Origin of the sequence: Pectobacterium cacticida, from assembly GCF_036885195.1 — a bacterium.
GTDB classification, from domain to species: Bacteria; Pseudomonadota; Gammaproteobacteria; order Enterobacterales; family Enterobacteriaceae; genus Pectobacterium; species Pectobacterium cacticida.
This window is the reverse complement of sequence record NZ_CP133656.1, coordinates 3,619,152-3,636,758: the sequence shown is the minus strand read 5'-3', so window position 1 is coordinate 3,636,758 and position 17,607 is coordinate 3,619,152. Positions and strand designations below refer to the sequence as shown.

The 17,607-nt window shown below is 51.6% G+C and carries 16 protein-coding genes and 1 riboswitch; of the genes, 8 read left to right on the top strand and 8 right to left on the bottom strand.

Going from position 1 to position 17,607, the window contains the following annotated elements:
* Positions 1 to 428 precede the first annotated feature (428 nt).
* Together RFN81_RS16555 and foxA are read left to right on the top strand one after the other, a co-directional pair.
* Entirely contained in the window at positions 429 to 1,385 is a 957-nt protein-coding gene (locus RFN81_RS16555) for an AraC family transcriptional regulator (RefSeq protein WP_264499022.1), read from the top strand.
* A 190-nt stretch (positions 1,386 to 1,575) separates the two neighbouring features.
* Positions 1,576 to 3,687 (top strand): ferrioxamine B receptor FoxA, encoded by a 2,112-nt coding sequence (gene foxA, locus RFN81_RS16550; protein WP_264496863.1) that lies wholly within the window; start codon positions 1,576 to 1,578, stop codon positions 3,685 to 3,687.
* A gap of 135 nt (positions 3,688 to 3,822) precedes the next feature.
* On the opposite strand, the gene lysC is transcribed toward foxA, so the two are convergent.
* Positions 3,823 to 5,199 carry a lysine-sensitive aspartokinase 3 gene (gene lysC / locus RFN81_RS16545; protein WP_264496862.1) on the bottom strand — a complete coding sequence of 459 codons (1,377 nt, stop codon included), beginning with the start codon at positions 5,197 to 5,199 and terminating at the stop codon, positions 3,823 to 3,825.
* 114 nt (positions 5,200 to 5,313) lie between these two features.
* A riboswitch (Lysine riboswitch) is annotated at positions 5,314 to 5,507 on the bottom strand.
* Positions 5,508 to 5,674: 167 nt separating this feature from the next.
* Between lysC and pgi the strand changes: the two genes are divergently transcribed.
* Entirely contained in the window at positions 5,675 to 7,324 is a 1,650-nt protein-coding gene (gene pgi / locus RFN81_RS16540; RefSeq protein ID WP_264496861.1) for a glucose-6-phosphate isomerase, read from the top strand.
* Between the two features lie 81 nt (positions 7,325 to 7,405).
* On the opposite strand, the gene RFN81_RS16535 is transcribed toward pgi, so the two are convergent.
* Entirely contained in the window at positions 7,406 to 8,836 is a 1,431-nt protein-coding gene (locus tag RFN81_RS16535; RefSeq protein WP_264496860.1) for a capsule assembly Wzi family protein, read from the bottom strand.
* A 437-nt stretch (positions 8,837 to 9,273) separates the two neighbouring features.
* On the opposite strand from RFN81_RS16535, the gene RFN81_RS16530 reads away from it, so the two are divergent.
* The gene (locus RFN81_RS16530) at positions 9,274 to 9,618 is read left to right on the top strand and encodes a DUF4156 domain-containing protein (RefSeq protein ID WP_264496859.1); all 345 of its coding nucleotides are present in this window, start codon (positions 9,274 to 9,276) and stop codon (positions 9,616 to 9,618) included.
* 84 nt (positions 9,619 to 9,702) lie between these two features.
* Here the strand turns inward: RFN81_RS16530 and epmB are convergent, their stop codons facing one another.
* Positions 9,703 to 10,731 (bottom strand): EF-P beta-lysylation protein EpmB, encoded by a 1,029-nt coding sequence (gene epmB / locus RFN81_RS16525; RefSeq protein ID WP_264496858.1) that lies wholly within the window; start codon positions 10,729 to 10,731, stop codon positions 9,703 to 9,705.
* Positions 10,732 to 10,771: 40 nt separating this feature from the next.
* Here epmB and efp point away from each other — a divergent pair, with 40 nt between their 5' ends.
* From efp to RFN81_RS16510, 3 genes are all read left to right on the top strand, one after another.
* Positions 10,772 to 11,338 (top strand): elongation factor P, encoded by a 567-nt coding sequence (efp, locus tag RFN81_RS16520; RefSeq protein ID WP_264496857.1) that lies wholly within the window; start codon positions 10,772 to 10,774, stop codon positions 11,336 to 11,338.
* Between the two features lie 174 nt (positions 11,339 to 11,512).
* Positions 11,513 to 11,644: an entericidin A/B family lipoprotein gene (locus RFN81_RS16515; protein WP_264496856.1), complete on the top strand. Its 132-nt coding sequence runs from the start codon at positions 11,513 to 11,515 to the stop codon at positions 11,642 to 11,644.
* A 118-nt stretch (positions 11,645 to 11,762) separates the two neighbouring features.
* Positions 11,763 to 12,116 carry a DMT family protein gene (locus RFN81_RS16510; protein WP_264496855.1) on the top strand — a complete coding sequence of 118 codons (354 nt, stop codon included), beginning with the start codon at positions 11,763 to 11,765 and terminating at the stop codon, positions 12,114 to 12,116.
* A gap of 54 nt (positions 12,117 to 12,170) precedes the next feature.
* Here RFN81_RS16510 and blc read toward each other — a convergent pair whose 3' ends face one another.
* The 5 genes from blc to frdA all read right to left on the bottom strand — a co-directional run bounded on the left by blc (position 12,171) and on the right by frdA (position 16,138).
* The gene (gene blc, locus RFN81_RS16505; protein WP_264499021.1) at positions 12,171 to 12,695 is read right to left on the bottom strand and encodes an outer membrane lipoprotein Blc; all 525 of its coding nucleotides are present in this window, start codon (positions 12,693 to 12,695) and stop codon (positions 12,171 to 12,173) included.
* Positions 12,696 to 12,834: 139 nt separating this feature from the next.
* Positions 12,835 to 13,191, bottom strand: a complete 357-nt coding sequence (gene frdD / locus RFN81_RS16500; protein WP_264496854.1) for a fumarate reductase subunit FrdD — start codon at positions 13,189 to 13,191, stop codon at positions 12,835 to 12,837.
* A 14-nt stretch (positions 13,192 to 13,205) separates the two neighbouring features.
* The gene (gene frdC, locus RFN81_RS16495; protein ID WP_264499020.1) at positions 13,206 to 13,601 is read right to left on the bottom strand and encodes a fumarate reductase subunit FrdC; all 396 of its coding nucleotides are present in this window, start codon (positions 13,599 to 13,601) and stop codon (positions 13,206 to 13,208) included.
* A gap of 13 nt (positions 13,602 to 13,614) precedes the next feature.
* Entirely contained in the window at positions 13,615 to 14,349 is a 735-nt protein-coding gene (locus RFN81_RS16490; protein WP_264496853.1) for a succinate dehydrogenase/fumarate reductase iron-sulfur subunit, read from the bottom strand.
* On the bottom strand, positions 14,342 to 16,138 hold the full coding sequence (frdA, locus tag RFN81_RS16485) for a fumarate reductase (quinol) flavoprotein subunit (protein WP_264496852.1): 1,797 nt from the start codon (positions 16,136 to 16,138) through the stop codon (positions 14,342 to 14,344). The genes RFN81_RS16490 and frdA overlap by 8 nt, the downstream gene beginning before the upstream one ends.
* A 447-nt stretch (positions 16,139 to 16,585) precedes the next feature.
* Between frdA and epmA the strand changes: the two genes are divergently transcribed.
* Positions 16,586 to 17,563: an elongation factor P--(R)-beta-lysine ligase gene (epmA, locus tag RFN81_RS16480; RefSeq protein ID WP_264496851.1), complete on the top strand. Its 978-nt coding sequence runs from the start codon at positions 16,586 to 16,588 to the stop codon at positions 17,561 to 17,563.
* Positions 17,564 to 17,607: the final 44 nt, after the last annotated feature.

Genomic DNA, 17,607 nt, shown 5'->3' with positions numbered 1-17,607 from the left:
TGCCGCGTCTGGAACGCGTCACTGGCGGCCCTGACCGCGGGCACGAACGCCGAAGGCACCGCGTAGCGGCAGAATTTCCGCCAAAAAAGCCTGGGTTCTCAGGGCGGCGGCGATTGAGCGCCCTGAGTCGGGCGTGGTGCTGATGGCACAGAGAAATACTCGGCTTACCACGCACGAAACGTCTGCTTTTTTGCATAGATGTACTGGTTTCGTGATTGAGCCATGCAATACCTTCCCCCGCTGATGATCCTGTGTTACGCGAATACCATTTCAATGAGAATAGTTATCAGTCTTATTGATGCGTCTGTCTCGCAATGATAAGGTGATTAACAATCTCTGCGGCGAATATGTCGCGGCGTCTCACGCTATGTTCGTTAACTGCAGGCCTGATTCTGGGCGTTAAACAGGATGAAGGTATCTTCCCGCTCATGCTAAAACGACTCTTTTCCATTGAGGATTTCTTCGACATCGGTGAACGTTACGGGATTGATTACCACTTCCCGCAGCTGTCGTCTTGCCGTGACCGCGCGAAAGAAAAGCGTATCGTTGTGCAGGGGGATGTCGAAGAGATAACGTTATCTTCCGGTATTTGTCTGACGAATTCCAATGTGCGCGTGTTGCAACCTTACGAATCGACCTCTTTGCACTGCTGCCCGTTTTATACGCTGGTGGTGCTGGAAGGGTGCGTCGCGCTGCGCCTGAACGGTAAGGAATTTGTTGTGCGATCGGGCATGGCATTTAGTACCCGACTGGGTGACCCGTTAGTCATGAACGCCAGCCACCTTGCGGATTGTCATCTTCGCACCGTATCACTCGGTATTTTTCCTGCCACTTTCGCTTTGAATCCACTGCTAGGCTCGCTGCTGAGCGAGTGGGAACAAGGGGGAAATCCGACGTTTTTATGGCAGGTTCCCGGCTACTTATTATCTGGGTTGCAGAACGTGCTGGAAAACACCACGCTGGGGTTATCGCGTCAGATGATGTTGGAAGGCGTGATGCTACAACTGCTGGGACAAGGCCTGTCATTCGGGCAGCGTGGCGGAGAACGGCGCGTATTACCTCCGCCCGGTGAACAGGAGCGGCTGGAGAACGTTCGACGACGTCTGGCACAACAGCCTGAAAAAAATTACACCCTAAATGAACTGGCGCAGCTGGCCGCGATGAGCAGTAGCAGCCTGCGTACCAAGTTTCGTCAGGCATATGGTCATTCGGTCTTTGACTACCTGCGCGACTGCCGGCTGGAATTGGCCCGATGCTATCTGGCACAGGGATACAGCGTGCAGCAGGCGGCCTGGATGTCGGGTTACCAGCATGCAACCAACTTTGCTACGGCTTTCCGGCGACGCTATGGTATGGCACCGAGCGATGCACGCATCGTTAGCTAATGTTTTTCTTCATCACTCTCCTGCATTCTCCTGAACTTTATTTATGTCAGATGTTGTGCCCGTCTGACGTTTCTCCACTGAGTTCCCGTTTTGTCATTACGCATACGCAAACCGTCACTGCGCATAGCTACTGCAAGACTAAAAACGGTAATAATTCTTATTTACAAAAATAAGATCTGTGGAGATTCCCATGTTCAGAAAAACGCGGCTGGCGCTGGTGGTTGGCTGCCTTACCAGTGGATTTACGGTGTCGGCATTGGCACAGGACACGCCATCGTCTTCTTCTCAGGGTGATACACTCGTCGTGACGTCCCAAACGCAACGTGGCGCCACTAAGCTGGAGACGCCGGATATTGAGACGCCTCAAGCCGTTTCTATCATTACGCGCGATCAGATTCAGGAACAAGGTGCGATCAGCGTTCGGCAGGCGGTGGGATATACGCCGGGCGTATTCAATAACCAGATCGGCGCGTCTAATCGCTTTGATTACATGGTGTTGCGCGGTTTTTCCGACGGCAGTCTGGATAACGTCTATCTTGATGGTCTGAAAATGATGGGCGATACCAACTCCCACAGTTCACTGGTTATCGACCCCTGGTTTCTTGACAGTATCGAAGTCGTCAGAGGCCCGGCCTCTGTGCTCTATGGGCGCGCTTCTCCGGGCGGAATTGTGGCGCTGAATTCCCGTCAGCCGTCGTTCGATCGCAGCGGGCAGATCAAACTGTTTGCCGGCAATAATGCGCAGCGTGGTGCAGCCTTTGATGTCACCGGCCCGCTGGATGATGATGAGCGTTTGGCGTTCCGTCTGGGCGGAATTGTGCGTGAAGCCGATACGCAGTTCAAAAAGACCAAAGAAGAACGCTACGCGATTGCGCCGAGTCTACTATGGCGGATTTCCGATAAGACGCGTCTGGAGCTAATGGCTTACCTGCAACGCGATCCTGAAGGCGGTAGTCATTCAGGTTTGCCGTATGACGGTACTGTGGTGGCGCATAACGGGCGGAAAATCTCGAACACCTTCTATGAGGGGGAAGAGAATGATGAGAAATACGACCGTAAGCAAAACATGGTGGGCTACAACTTTGAGCATGGTTTCGATAACGGCTGGGCGGTGCGTCAAAAGCTACGTTATCTGCGAACCAAAGTGCATTTGGATCAGGTGTACGCCTACGGCTGGACGCAGCCGAGCGCCGATACGCTGACGCGTTATTACTCGGGTTCCCGTGAGTCGCTGTCCGCATTAACGTTAGATAACCAGCTTGATGGCAGCGTGGATACAGGGGCCGTGAACCATCGTCTGCTGGTGGGGATCGACTATCAGCAACGCCATAATGATGTGGATTGGCCTTCCGGGTCATTTCCAGCCATTGATGCCTTTAATCCTGTCTATGGTGCGCTGCCGTTAACAATGTCTTCCGGTGTGCTGGAAAAGCATAAGCTGCAACAGACCGGCATCTATCTACAAGATCAGATGAGCTGGGAGCGCTGGCGTTTAACGCTGGGCGGTCGCCACGATCGGGTGAAAATCACCAATATCAGTAAAAACAGCGGAAGCCGTGGTGAGCTGGATAAGAAAAATTTCAGCTCGCGTGCCGCGTTGCTCTACCTGTTTGATAATGGGATTGCACCTTATATGAGCTATTCCACGGCGTTCACACCAACCAGCTTTGCTGATGCGGATGGCAACATTCTTGAGCCGATGAAAGGCAAGCAGTGGGAAGCCGGGATGAAATATCAGCCAGAAGGCTCGCAAAACCAATATAGTCTGTCGGTATTCCGTATTAATCAGAAAAATGTTGCCACGAAGAACCAGCCCAGCGATCCATATCGTTCCATCGGCGAAATCGAGTCGGAAGGCGTGGAGCTAGAGGCCGTGAGCCACATTACTGACAACCTGCGTTTGCAAGCGGCGTATACCTATACGGATATCCGTTATAAGAAAAGCGATGACGTAAGCGAGCAGGGAAAACGGGCAGTGTACGCGCCACGTAATCAGGCTAGCGCCTGGGCCAGCTATGATGTGAAAAGCGGATTACTGAACGGTGTGACGCTGGGCGCCGGCGTGCGTTATGTGAACGGCATAACCTCCGATCGCGCGAATACTCACTCGTTGCCTTCCTATACGCTGGTGGATATGGCGCTAGGATACGATCTTTCAAAGATTGGGCTGAAGGGGCTAAGCGCACAGATAAATGTTAATAATTTGACCGATAAACGCTATGTTGCAGCCTGTAACTCGCTGGAGTACTGCTATTTCGGCGCCGAGCGTAGTGTAGTTGGTAGCGTCTCTTATTCGTTCTGATTACTGGCGTAAAAAGATAGCCGTGCAGTTGCTCGGCTATCTTATCCTGCTAATGATCGGCACTCATGCGGCTTTCACCAAAAGCCGCCACCTGCAAAGCGTGTGTGGGAATAAATTGCAGGCGCATTACCGAAATTACTCGAACAGGCTGCGGTGCAGCGTTTGCACCACTCGTTCGGCGTCGTCGCCGGGTACCAGAAAACAGAGATTATTGCTGCTGGCGCCGTAACAGATCAGGCGAATACGGAAGGGTTCGAGTACGCCAAACACTTCTTTCCCTACGCCACAGGCGTGAGACAGTTTATTACCGATCAGCGCGACTAGCGACAGATTCTCTTCAACCTCAACCCGACACAGTGATGAGAGTTCAGTGAGCAGAGCGCTGGAAATCAGACTACCACCTGTTGAGGTCGACCCCGTGGTGTCGAGCGTCAAGGCAACGTTGACTTCTGAAGTAGTAATCAGGTCAACGGATATGTTGTTACGCGCCAAAATACTGAACACCTCAGCCAGGAAGCCGCGGGTATGCAGCATATTAAGGCTATGCAAGGTAAGCAACGTTTGTTTACGGCGTAGAGCCAATGCGCGGAATAGCGGCGGATTCTCTGTTTTATTGCACACCAACGTACCGCCTGCGGCGGGATCTTTACTGGAGCCGACGAATACCGGAATGCCACTACGCACCGCGGGCACCAGCGTGGCAGGATGGAGAACTTTCGCGCCAAACGTCGCCATTTCAGCGGCTTCTTCAAACATGATATGGTCGATGCGTTTTGCTGTCGGCACTACGCGTGGATCGGTGGTATAGATGCCGGGAACATCGGTCCAGATATCAATCCGCCCGACGTTAAGCGCCTCGCCCAGCAACGCTGCGGTATAGTCGCTACCACCGCGACCTAACGTAGTCGTCCGGCCTTTTGCTTCACTGCCGATAAAACCTTGGGTAATCACTACACTTTTTTCAAGTCGTGGCTGCAACTGGCTGCGGGTCAGTTTGCCTAAAATGTCGCAGTCCGGTTGTGCCCGGCCAAAGTTATCGTCGGTGCGCATGATCTTACGTACATCGAACCATTCAGCGGGGACATCACGCTGGCGCAGGATCTCAACAAACAGCAGGGTAGACATGAGTTCGCCATGGCTGACCAACTCATCGGTCAGCGCGTTGGATGTGGCGAGCGCAGCCGCTTCCGACAGGGTGGTCACATTATCCAACATACGATCGATTTCATCGCGAATAACGCTGGGATCAGCCAACTTATCAATGATGGCATATTGGATCTGACGGATCTTTGCCAGATTTTCCGCCCGCGTTTCTGCCGTTTGGCCTTCAGCGAGTGCGACCAGCAAATTGGTGACGCCTGCCGATGCCGACAGTACGACGACGCTGACGTTAGGATGGGATAACACGATATCGGCGCTGCGATTCATGGCGTCAAAGTCCGCCACGCTGGTGCCGCCAAATTTGGCAATAACGATAGAACTCGCGTTTGCGGATACTTCAGTTGCAGACATGTCAAAAACCTCGTGTCAGGAAGCATGCTGTTTGCAGTGAGCAGCATTCCATTAATCAGCTTTGGCACAAGGGGGAGAGCATAAGTCAGGGCAGGCGTAGATCATCGCTACGATACACCCAGAAGCGCTCCACCTTGCTGAACGTCCAAAAGGACGCATCCGGTGACAACCCAGAGGATTCAGCCTCTGTAGTCGATAGGGTAAATACCGTGTTTCACCCGATCTCGGCGTCGCTCCCCCTCAGGATATCATCAGTGGATTACGGATCCTCCGATACCTTACCTGGGCGACGCGCCTCTTCTGGCTTACACACCGAGTGTGCAAGTACGGTGTTACAAATAACGGGTTATGCGGTCGCTGTCAATAAACAAAAGCGCGTGGACCGCTTTTCGCAAGAAAAGGGATCTCAATCGGGATTTTACGGGATACAATCGGGTCAGTCACTTTGAACTCATGCTTAGAGAGAAGTCTCGTTATGAAAAATATCAACCCAAGCCAAACTGCCGCCTGGCAGGCATTACAAACCCATTTCGACACCATGAAAGAGGTGAAAATTAGCGAGCTATTCGCGCAAGATAGCGACCGCTTCACCCATTTTTCAGCGACGTTCGATGATCTGATGCTGGTGGATTACTCCAAAAACCGTATCACGCTGGAAACCATGGACAAATTGTATGCGCTGGCCAGAGAAACCGACCTGCCCGCTGCGATCCGCGCCATGTTTGCCGGAGAGAAAATCAACCGTACAGAAGACCGCGCCGTTCTGCATGTCGCTCTGCGTAACCGCAGCAATACGCCGATTTTGGTGGATGGCAAGGATGTGATGCCAGATGTCAACGCGGTGCTGGCGAAGATGAAAGATTTTAGCGAGCGTGTGATTGGCGGTGAGTGGAAAGGTTATACCGGAAAGGCGATCACCGATGTCGTTAACATCGGGATCGGTGGCTCTGATCTGGGGCCATTCATGGTAACGGAAGCGCTGAAGCCTTATAAGAATCACTTGAATATGCACTTTGTCTCCAATGTCGACGGCACCCATATCGCTGAAACATTGAAGCCGCTGAACCCGGAAACGACGCTGTTCCTGGTCGCGTCGAAAACCTTTACCACGCAGGAAACCATGACCAATGCGCATAGCGCTCGCGACTGGTTCCTGAAAACGGCGCAAGACGAGAAACATGTCGCTAAGCACTTTGCTGCGTTGTCCACCAATGCGAAAGCCGTTGGCGAATTTGGTATTGATACTCGCAACATGTTTGAATTTTGGGACTGGGTCGGGGGGCGTTACTCTTTATGGTCGGCGATTGGGCTGTCGATCGTTCTTTCAGTAGGATTTGATAACTTCGAAAAACTGCTCAGCGGGGCGCATGCGATGGATAAGCACTTCGCTTCCACCCCCATAGAGCAAAACCTGCCCGTACAACTGGCGCTGATTGGCATTTGGTATAACAATTTCTTCGGTGCCGAAACTGAAGCGATCCTGCCATATGACCAGTATATGCACCGTTTCGCGGCCTATTTCCAGCAGGGTAATATGGAATCTAACGGGAAGTCGGTCGATCGCAACGGCAACCCGGTGGATTATCAAACCGGGCCGATTATCTGGGGTGAACCGGGAACGAACGGTCAACACGCGTTCTACCAGTTGATCCATCAGGGCACCAAGCTGGTTCCATGTGATTTCATTGCGCCAGCGATTAGCCATAATCCTTTGAGCGATCATCACAGCAAGCTGCTGTCGAACTTCTTTGCCCAGACAGAAGCGTTGGCGTTTGGTAAGCCCCGTAGTGTGGTTGAAGCGGAGTTTGCAGCGGCAGGCAAAAGCGCAAAAGAAGTAGAGCACATCGTGCCGTTTAAGGTTTTTGACGGTAACCGCCCGACGAACTCCATCCTGCTACGTGAAATCACGCCGTATAGCCTGGGAGCATTGATTGCGTTGTATGAGCATAAGATCTTTACGCAGGGCGCAATCCTGAACATCTTCACGTTCGATCAGTGGGGTGTTGAACTGGGTAAACAACTGGCTAACCGTATTCTGCCGGAGCTGGAAAATGACAGCACGATCGACAGCCATGACAGCTCGACAAATGGGCTGATCAACCGTTTCAAGGCATGGCGTCGTTGATTGTGAGTGAGAGATAAACGGCTCAACGTAAAAAAGTGAGGGAAATACACCTCACTTTTTTTTGGCATTTCTCGGTGACTGTTACAGGTTGATGGGAATTTCTACACCGATACCCGCGCCAACGTCATCATTGGCGCTATGGTTGCTGTCGGTATACCAGACAGAAGTATCCAGCTTAATGTGTGAAGAAAAGTCATATCCCCAGCCTATTTCAATGCCCTTTAAGGTATCTGCGCGTGGAAACGCCTTATTGATGCTCTGGCTGTTTGGGTTCACTTTGGCGTACATAACGCGGGTTTTCCAACGTTGTCCATCATCTAGCACCAGTTCCACTCGACCAGAAAGCACTTGGGCATCGCCGCCTGCAGCATAGGCTAGCGGATACCCTTGTTGATAATAGCCATCGCGGTAAATGTGATGGTTGTAAGTATAGTTTTTGGCGTCGCCATTGGTACGCGTATCTGAGTGTTCAATATTCCAATTGATCGTCGATGTCCCCCATTCCGGATGGCCTTCAATACCTAGCAAATAAAAGTTTTTCGATGGCAGCATCCCGGCTTCATCTTCGCCCACTAATTGACCATACAAACTGATGGGGACGTCGACAAGCGATGCCATCTTCAGTTTAAAATCAAACCCGGCAAGCTGGTTGCCCGGTTCGTTAGCCGTGCCTGTATTATCCCGTCCTGCTACGCCATCCCAAAATGAACCCCATGAACGCGGGCGTCCTTCTCCCCCCCACTGCATGATGCGAGAGGCGCCAAGTTCAAAAAACGCCGTTGGCTGGATTGACAGGCGGCCACCAATAATTTTGGCATCCGGCACGGCAGAATATTGATCCAATTGCCCGGCAGAGAGTTGGTATTGCCAGCGGCCCAGCCAAGATAGCCAGGGCGTGGCAAACGGTGATTGATCCGCACGTTGTAATAAGAACCCCGTTACCGGGCGGGCGGCGTCGGAGCGTATCAGGCTACCCTCGTAGCCCGGCCCCCACCATTGCGAGACTTTCCCGAACGATAACCACTGATTAAAAATTTTTACCGCGGCGTAAGAGCCGTCTACATTTCCATTGGAGCGATCTTGAATATTCTGATTACCTTCAAGCGTGCCTTTAAGGTTGATGTCCCAATAGTCGCCGCTGGTTGCGACACCGATTGACAAGGCATGATCGCTAGCGTGTCGACTTGCAAAGCCTTGCGGCAGGCCAGGGCGGTCAGTAGACGTATATCCTGTGATGCGTACGGGGGATTTGATTTGCTGAATTCGTTGCTTAACGCGCGTAATAACGGCTTCTTCAGTATTGCTGGTTGGTTTCGCCCGGCGCAGAGCGGACTCAATTTCCTCCTGGCTAAGTGGCCAGGTTGTCAGGCTGGTTTCAATCACGCCGCGATCGGATAGCCAAGTGAGATCGTGGCGAAGTGCGGTGTCCGGCGCGAGCAGTCCCGCGGCCTGACTGGTCGAGGCGCAGACAAAGAAACCGAGAAGGGCGACTACGCGTTGCTGGATGGACATACTTGTATTTCCTTTCCCTAATTACATTATATTAATTGTAGTTTCGCCTGCGGTTTTTGCGTCGTTTGACACCTCATCCGTTTCCGGTGGTGGAGACAGAAAACGTTAGCACCCTCGCGGCATATTGACTGTTGACTCATCATTACTGGCGGCGGCTCAGTGATCGGTAGCCTCTTGCGGAATGATCGAATGAATAATCTACTAAGGCGTGGGAAGCGTCATTCAGATAATACTGAATTTTTTCTTATTGATTTGGTGAAGAAAAATACCGTTATCGCTATTACCGTTATCACCATTACTGACAGGTGATTCCACTGTTAGTGATTTGTTATAGGTAAATATTGAGGTAAATAAGGTGCAATATTGGCCGCTAGCGTGATGAACATCGTATGATGTAGGGAAAATAGCGGCGTTTTTTCAATCACGAGGAGAAATACATGCACGTTCGTATTTTATTGGGGTTAACAGCGGTGGCATTGCTGGCAGGGTGCAGCAGCGGTAGTCAACTCAGTGCCGCAGGGGAAGCGGTGACGTTTACGGATACCAAGCCAGGAAGCGAATGCCAGCTCTTGGGGCAGGCCAGCGGTAGCCAATCTAATTGGCTGGCAGGCAACCATAGCGACGGTAGCGCCATGCGCGGTGCGGCGAACGATCTGCGTAATAAAGCAGCGGCGATGGGCGGGAATACGATCTATGGCGCGACGAGCCCCAGTGAAACTTTCTGGTCAAGCTTTGCGCCGCTCGACAGTAAAATGACCGGCAGCGTTTATAAATGCCCTTAGGCGAAGCCCGGTGGAGGCAGATATTCTGTCTTCACTTCCTTTTATTTATTCGCAGTAGCGTTCACGTAATGGCCCGGCGTCGTCTTAATATTGCTTCATCCCTAAATCCAACGGTGTTTTACTGGCTTCCCCACCAATTTCTCGTGCCAGACGCGGCACCAGATAACCAGAGATTTTCTTCATCAGCGCTTTAACCAAAAGACGGGCCTCATGGTCGCTCACCAGAAAATGCGCCGCGCCCTGAACTTTATCCAATACATGGAGATAATAAGGCAAGATCCCCGCGTCAAATAGCGCATTACTCAGCCGAGCAAGCGTCTCAACATTGTCGTTCACCCCGCGCAGCAGCACACTTTGGTTGAGTAGCGTCACACCGGCGTGGCGTAAACGCGCCATACTTTGTGTTACATCATGATCAATTTCCTGCGGGTGGTTAATATGCGTCACGAGTAACACTTGCAGTGGGCTGCGCGACAGGCGTTCGCACAGGGCGTCGGTAATCCTGGCGGGTATCACTACCGGTAGGCGGCTATGGATGCGCAAGCGCTGGATGTGTGGGATGAGCTCCAGTTCGGTGATCAACCAGTCAAGCTCATGATCTTTTGCCATTAACGGATCGCCGCCGGAAAAAATAATTTCATCCAGTTCGGGGTGCTGGCGAATGTAATCCAGCGCCTGACGCCAGTTTGCTTTGTTGCCCTGATTCTCCTGGTATGGGAAGTGGCGGCGAAAGCAATAGCGGCAGTTTACCGCACAGCCGCCCTTGACTAACAGCAGGGCGCGGTTGTGATATTTGTGCAGGAGTCCCGGCACCACGCTGTGCTGTTCATCGAGAGGATCATGGCTGAAACCTGGCGTGGCGATAAATTCCTCACGCGCGGTTAAGACCTGGCGTAACAATGGGTCGTCAGGATCGCCTTTTTGCATTCTTGCAGCGAAAACACGCGGTACGCGCAACGCAAAAAGTCGGCGTGCATCATGGCCTTGCCTGAGCGCTGTGCGATCGTCCAGGGCTAAAAGGCGCAGTAATTCCTCGGGATCGGTAATTACGTCCGCAAGTTGCTGCAACCAATCTTCTCTGGAAGGTATATTTAGGGTTACAATGTGTGCCATTTTTTGGCTTCGTATCAGTATCAAATTGTAGAGGGCCTTTATGGCGACTTATTCTAGCAACGATTTTCGTTCCGGTCTTAAAATCATGTTCGAAGGTGAGCCTTATGCCATCGAATCCAGTGAATTTGTGAAACCGGGTAAAGGTCAGGCTTTTGCCCGTGTAAAAATGCGCCGCCTGCTAACCGGGTCTCGCGTTGAAAAGACCTTTAAATCGACCGATTCCGCTGAAGGCGCAGATGTCGTCGACACGAATATGAACTACCTGTACAACGATGGCGAGTTCTACCATTTCATGCACCCTGAAACGTTTGAACAACATCAGGTCGAAGGGAAAACGGTTGGTGACGCCGCTAAATGGTTGCAGGATAACGCGGAATGTATCATTACGCTGTGGAACGGTAGCCCCATTGCCGTACAGCCGCCGAATTTCATTGAAGCTGAAATCGTCGATACCGATCCCGGCCTGAAAGGCGACACCGCTGGAACAGGGGGTAAACCTGCTACGCTGAGCACGGGCGCGGTCGTTAAAGTGCCGTTGTTTGTGCAGATTGGCGAAGTGGTGCGTGTTGACACGCGCTCCGGTGAATACGTCTCACGCGTGAAGTAATCCATTCTAGCAAGGCCGCCTTCCGTGAGGGCGGCTTTTTGCGGAATGTCATTTCCCCCATTCCCGTTTCCTCTCTGGTTCGAAAAAATCCCCACCACCATCAAAATTGGCTACGCTTAAAAAGCAGTGATTTTTCTATTGCTGATACCTGACATTCATAAAAAGGAACAGATTATGTTGAAAAAAACATTTGTTGCCATTTTCTCTCTGGTTATTCTCTCGGCCGTGGTTGGGTGTAATACCACCCGAGGCGTAGGGGAAGATGTGGAGGCAGGCGGTAAAGCTATACAGCGTAGCGTCCAATAATTTTACGCAGGAAGAGAAACAGATTTTAATCGCTTTTCCGAGTGGAAGAAAATACCGAGATGGTATTTTCTTCCCTGCGGCGAGATAATGCGAACGTCATTCACTCGGAGAAGTAATAATGTCGCCTATTTTCATCACTGTCGGCATGCTGACGTTAAGCAATATATTTATGACATTCGCCTGGTACGGGCATTTACGCTATTTCAGCGGGCGTGCCTGGATAATCGCTGCATTAGTCAGTTGGGGCATCGCGTTATTTGAATATCTCTTACAGGTGCCGGCAAATCGGATTGGCTATCAGGTGGCATCTGCTGGTCAATTGAAAATATTGCAGGAAGTCATCAGCCTGACGGTGTTTATCCCCTTCTCGATGATTATTTTAAAAGAACCTTTTCGTACCGATTATATCTGGGCCGGGTTATGTCTATTAGGCGCGGTATTTTTTATGTTTCGCGATAAAATTATGGGGTAATAAAGGCCACCCGCACGTTATCTTGTGGCCAACATCGTGGTTTTTTTTATCAAACTATTGCTTGACCCAAATAAGCGCTTCCGTCGGGAAACCGTAGCGTTTAGCCGTGGCGACCAGCCTGTCGCGGGTCGCTGCTTCTAACGTCGGCGTGCGTGAGAGAATCCACAGGTAATCTCTGTTTGGCCCACAAACCAGAGCGTAGCGATAGTTATCATCCAATGCAATAATGTTGTAACCGCCATAAAATGGCCCGAAAAACGATACTTTAAGTGCGCCTTGCTGCGGCGACCCTGTGAAATACGCTTTCCCGATACTTTCTTTCCATTCCTGTTTCTCGACGTTAAAGCCCCGGTTGATAACCTTGATACCACCATCCTCGCGCGGGCTATAGTTGGCCGTCACACGATCCATATTACGCTCAAACCGATGGTCGAGACGCGCAATCTCATACCATGTGCCGAGATATCGATTAACATCAAAATTATCCACGACCTTGACGCCGTTGGGTGGCGTTACGCTACAGGCGACGGAAAAGAGGGCAACGACAGCGGCAAGGCATGCCTTTACGCCTCGTTTCATCATGACTAACGACGTACTTGAGGAGCGAATCTGCATTTTGCGGTATCTCATCTTTTCAACTTCGTTTTAGTGTAGACGATGGGCGTGGTTGCGCGGGGAAAATAAAGCGGCCTGCGACATCGCACAGGCCGAAGCGGTATTACAGCGTAACGACACCGATCACGGTCACCACGCTCAGAATGGCTGCCAGTCCGTAGAACACCCATTTCCCGGCAGGAACGTGGACCTTCAGATCGTGCATTGCGTGGTGGATACGGTGCAGGCCACACCAGAGCGGCAGCACAATCATCAGCAGTAAAAAGATGCGCCCGATAACACTTTGACTAAATGCTGCGATGCGCTCATAGGTTAACGCGTCTGGAAACCAGCCGAGGGGGAGCATGATGCCGACTAACAGAATCATTACCGGCGCGAAAAATGCGCTCCACATCCCACCTGCACCGAATAGACCCCAGAAAGGGGGTTCGTCAGAGCGTTTTGGCGTTGGATTAATCACGTTTTTTCTCCTGTTCAAAATAGCAGAGCAATCGCCAGAATAGCCACGGTGACGACCACGGTGACAACCCAAAGCCCTTTAACGATTGGCTCTGGCCCCATTTTTTCATCTTTAATCACGATAATGCTGGCCTTTGGAGCCAGTTCGAACCAGGTTTTGGTATGCAGCGCGGCCGCCAGTAACGCCACGATATTGATCAGCAGTACCAGCGGATTTTGCAGAAAGCTAACGAAATTAGCCCAGCCTTCCGGCCCGTTTTTTAGCGCGAACACGCCATACAACAGTATGATGCTAAACCAAACGGCAGGGACGGCAGTGCCTTCTCGTAGCATATAAAAACGATAGAATCCTAGTTTTTTCCACCAGGTTGGCGACATGCTGCGAACATAGGCCTTACGTTTAGATGTCATCATTGTCCCTCCCTTATTGTGGTTTCAGCATGGCGATCATAAAGTCTTTGGCGCTTTCGACCTTACCTTGCTGGATGGCCGCCGCAGGATCGACATGCTTTGGACACACCTCTGAGCAGTAGCCCACGAATGTGCAGCTCCAAACGCCGTTATTACCGTTCAACTGTGGCATTCGCACTTTTTTACCGCGATCGCGACTATCCAGGTTATAGCGGTGCGCCAGCGTAATCGCTGCCGGGCCGATAAACTCTGGGTTCAGGCCGAACTGCGGACATGCCGCATAGCACAGGCCACAGTTAATACAGCCAGAAAACTGGTGATACTTCGCCATTTGTGCCGGCGTCTGTACGTTCGGCCCATCGGCGGGTTTACGATCGTTGCCGATGATGTATGGCTTGATGGCTTCCAGACTCTCGATAAAGTGCGTCATATCGACGACTAAATCACGTTCGATAGGGAAGTTGCCCAGCGCTTCTACCTTCAGGCCGCGTGTGTAATCACGCAAAAAAGTTTTGCAGGCTAATTTGGGGACGTTATTTACCATCATGCCGCAGGAGCCACAGATCGCCATGCGACAGGACCAACGGTAAGACAGATCCGGTGCCAGGTTATCCTTGATATAACCCAACGCATCCAGTAGGGAAGTCTGCGTGTTGTACGGGACATCGAATGTTTCAAAATAGGGTTCGCGGTCCCGTTCAGGGTTATAGCGCATGACGTCCATTTTCAGGGTTGTTGTCTCAGCCATTCGCCTGCTCCTTCTTGCTACCTTCCTGCGTGTCGCCTTCTGCGCCGTATACGCGCTTCGCGGGGGGAAGTTTGGTGATCTTCACATCGCTGTATTCAAGGTGGGGCGCGCCTTCCGGGTTATAGAATGCCAGCGTATGCTTCAGGAAGTTGACATCATCACGTTCGATGCACCCTTCATCCAGACGCTGGTGCGCACCACGGGATTCTTTACGGTTGAGCGCCGAGTGTGCCATACATTCCGCCACATCCAGGCTATGTCCCAGCTCAACGGCATAAAGCAGATCGGTGTTGAATACGCTGGAACGATCGGTGATTTTCACGCGCTTAAAGCGCTCTTTGAGTTCCGTCAGTTTATCGACGGTTTTTTGCATCAGTTCGGTGGTGCGGTAAATCCCACAGCCTTCTTCCATTGACATACCCAGCTCGTCGCGGATTTTCGCCCAGTTTTCAGTACCTTCTTGGTTCATCATCCCCTGTAAGCGTTGTTCGATGTCGCGCGTTTGTGCATCCAGCGCCGCGCCATTGGCTGGTGCCGCCGCCTGTGCGCGTTGTACCGCGAATTCACCCGCGACACGCCCAAAGACCACTAACTCAGCCAATGAATTAGAACCCAGTCGGTTCGCGCCATGCAGACCCACGGAAGAGCATTCCCCCACCGCAAACAGGCCTTTGATGCGAGTTTCGCAGTTTTGATCGGTTTCAATCCCCCCCATTGTGTAATGAGCGGTCGGGCGGATGGGAATTGGCTCTTTCACCGGGTCGACGCCAACATACGCTTTTGCCAGTTCGCAGATGAAAGGCAGACGTTCCTTGAGCTTTTTTTCGCCGAGGTGGCGCAGATCGAGGTACACCACATCGCCTAATGGGGTTGATACGGTGCGGCCTGCACGCCATTCGTGCCAGAATGCCTGTGACACTTTATCGCGCGGCCCCAGTTCCATGTACTTGTTCTTCGGCTGACCAAGTGGCGTTTCCGGGCCCATGCCGTAGTCCTGTAGATAACGGTAACCGTCTTTATTAACCATAATGCCGCCTTCGCCGCGACAGCCTTCGGTCATCAGAATACCGGAACCGGGCAAACCAGTCGGATGGTATTGCACAAATTCCATATCGCGCAGCGGCACGCCATGGCGGAACGCCATCCCCATTCCGTCACCGGTAACAATGCCACCGTTGGTGTTGTAGCGGTATACGCGGCCTGCGCCGCCCGTGGCCAGCACCACCGCGTTAGCGCGGATCTGGATCAGTGTCCCTTCCATCATATTGATGGCGACGAGACCACGCGCTTGGCCATCATCGACCAGAACGTCGAGGACAAAATGTTCATCGAAACGTTGGATTTGCGGGTATTTAAGCGACGTTTGAAACAGCGTATGCAGCATGTGGAAGCCCGTCTTATCGGCGGCAAACCAGGTACGTTCAATCTTCATCCCGCCAAAGCGGCGAACGTTGACTGAGCCATCCGGTTTGCGGCTCCACGGGCAACCCCATTGTTCCAGTTGAATCATCTCCGTCGGGCAGTGTTTAACAAAGTACTCAACCACATCTTGTTCACATAGCCAGTCGCCACCGGACACGGTGTCGTTGAAGTGATAATCGAAGCTATCGTGATCCTGAGTCACTGCTGCTGACCCACCCTCGGCGGCTACGGTATGGCTACGCATGGGGTAGACTTTTGAGATCAGAGCAATTTTCAGTTGAGGGTTGGCTTCTGCGGCAGCAATTGCCGCCCGAAGTCCAGCACCCCCGGCCCCGATAATGGCTAAATCGGCGTTAAAGGTTTGCAATGCATTCCCTCCAGTTATTTAAGTTAATTAAGTTAAAATAAAAAATAATCGTTATATGTTTCTAACTTTATATCCGGGCCTGATATTCATTTCGCTAAAATTAGGTGATAGCTATGTAATGAATCGATAAATCTATAATTTTTTTATTTGAATAATCATACCGAATTATAGGTAGGTGAAATTTGATGTAATCCCGTGTTTTGTCGTTTTTTCGGCAGGATGAGTATTTAATGATAAAAACGTGATCGAAAGACTTATTTAGCGTGGAATAATTTGCTTATTTTTTTAATACCCCGTCGTGTGGGATATAAGAAAATGATCCACAGGATATAATTTACCGATGCTATCCTGACGCCTTTCGGTACGGGGTACACCGATGTTTTTCCGCTGGAAATTTGGACGGATACGGGTAGACTGCACCCCCTGTTTGACATTGGAGTAAGAACCATGAGCGAGACGACAAGCTGGCAACCTAGTGCCTCCGTCGCTAATTTGTTAAAACGGGCGTCTATCATTGCTGCTGTCCGAGGTTTTTTCACCGATCGGGGGGTTTTAGAGGTCGAAACGCCAGCGATGAGCCAGGCCACGGTAACGGATGTTTTCTTATCTCCATTCCAGACTCGCTTCGTTGGTCCCGGCGCGGCGGATGGCATGACGCTCTATCTGATGACCAGCCCGGAATACCATATGAAACGCCTGCTGGCGGCGGGTAGCGGGCCAATCTTTCAGCTGTGCCGTAGTTTCCGCAATGAAGAAGCGGGCCGACATCACAACCCCGAATTTACTATGCTGGAATGGTATCGTCCTCACTACGATATGTATCGTCTGATGAATGAAGTCGATGATCTTCTACAGCAGATATTGGACTGTGAAGGCGCGGAGATGCTTTCTTATCAGCAGGCGTTCTTACGCCATTTGGAGATCGACCCGCTGTCTGTTGATAAAACGCAATTGCGTGAAGCGGCAGAAAAGCTGGGGTTGGGCGATATGGCCAACCGTGAAGACGATCGCGATGCGCTGGTGCAGATGTTATTTACCTTCGGCGTCGAGCCGAATATTGGGCGTGATAAGCCTGCTTTTGTTTACCACTTCCCGGCAACGCAGGCGTCGTTAGCTGAAATCAGTTCGGAAGATCATCGCGTTGCCGAGCGTTTTGAGGTCTATTTCAAAGGGATTGAACTGGCGAATGGTTTTCGCGAATTGACCGATGCCGATGAACAACGCCAGCGCTTTGAACAAGATAACCGTAAGCGTGCCGCGCGTGGTTTGCCCCAGCAGCCGATTGATGAAAACCTACTGGCGGCGCTAAGGCACGGTTTGCCGGAGTGCGCCGGCGTGGCGCTTGGCATCGATCGTTTGATCATGCTCGCACTGGGCGCTGAAACGTTGGGGGATGTGATAGCGTTCACTGTCGATCGTGCTTAGCGATCTCGATGCCACCGTAGCGCAATCCTTGTGATTACGCGTGG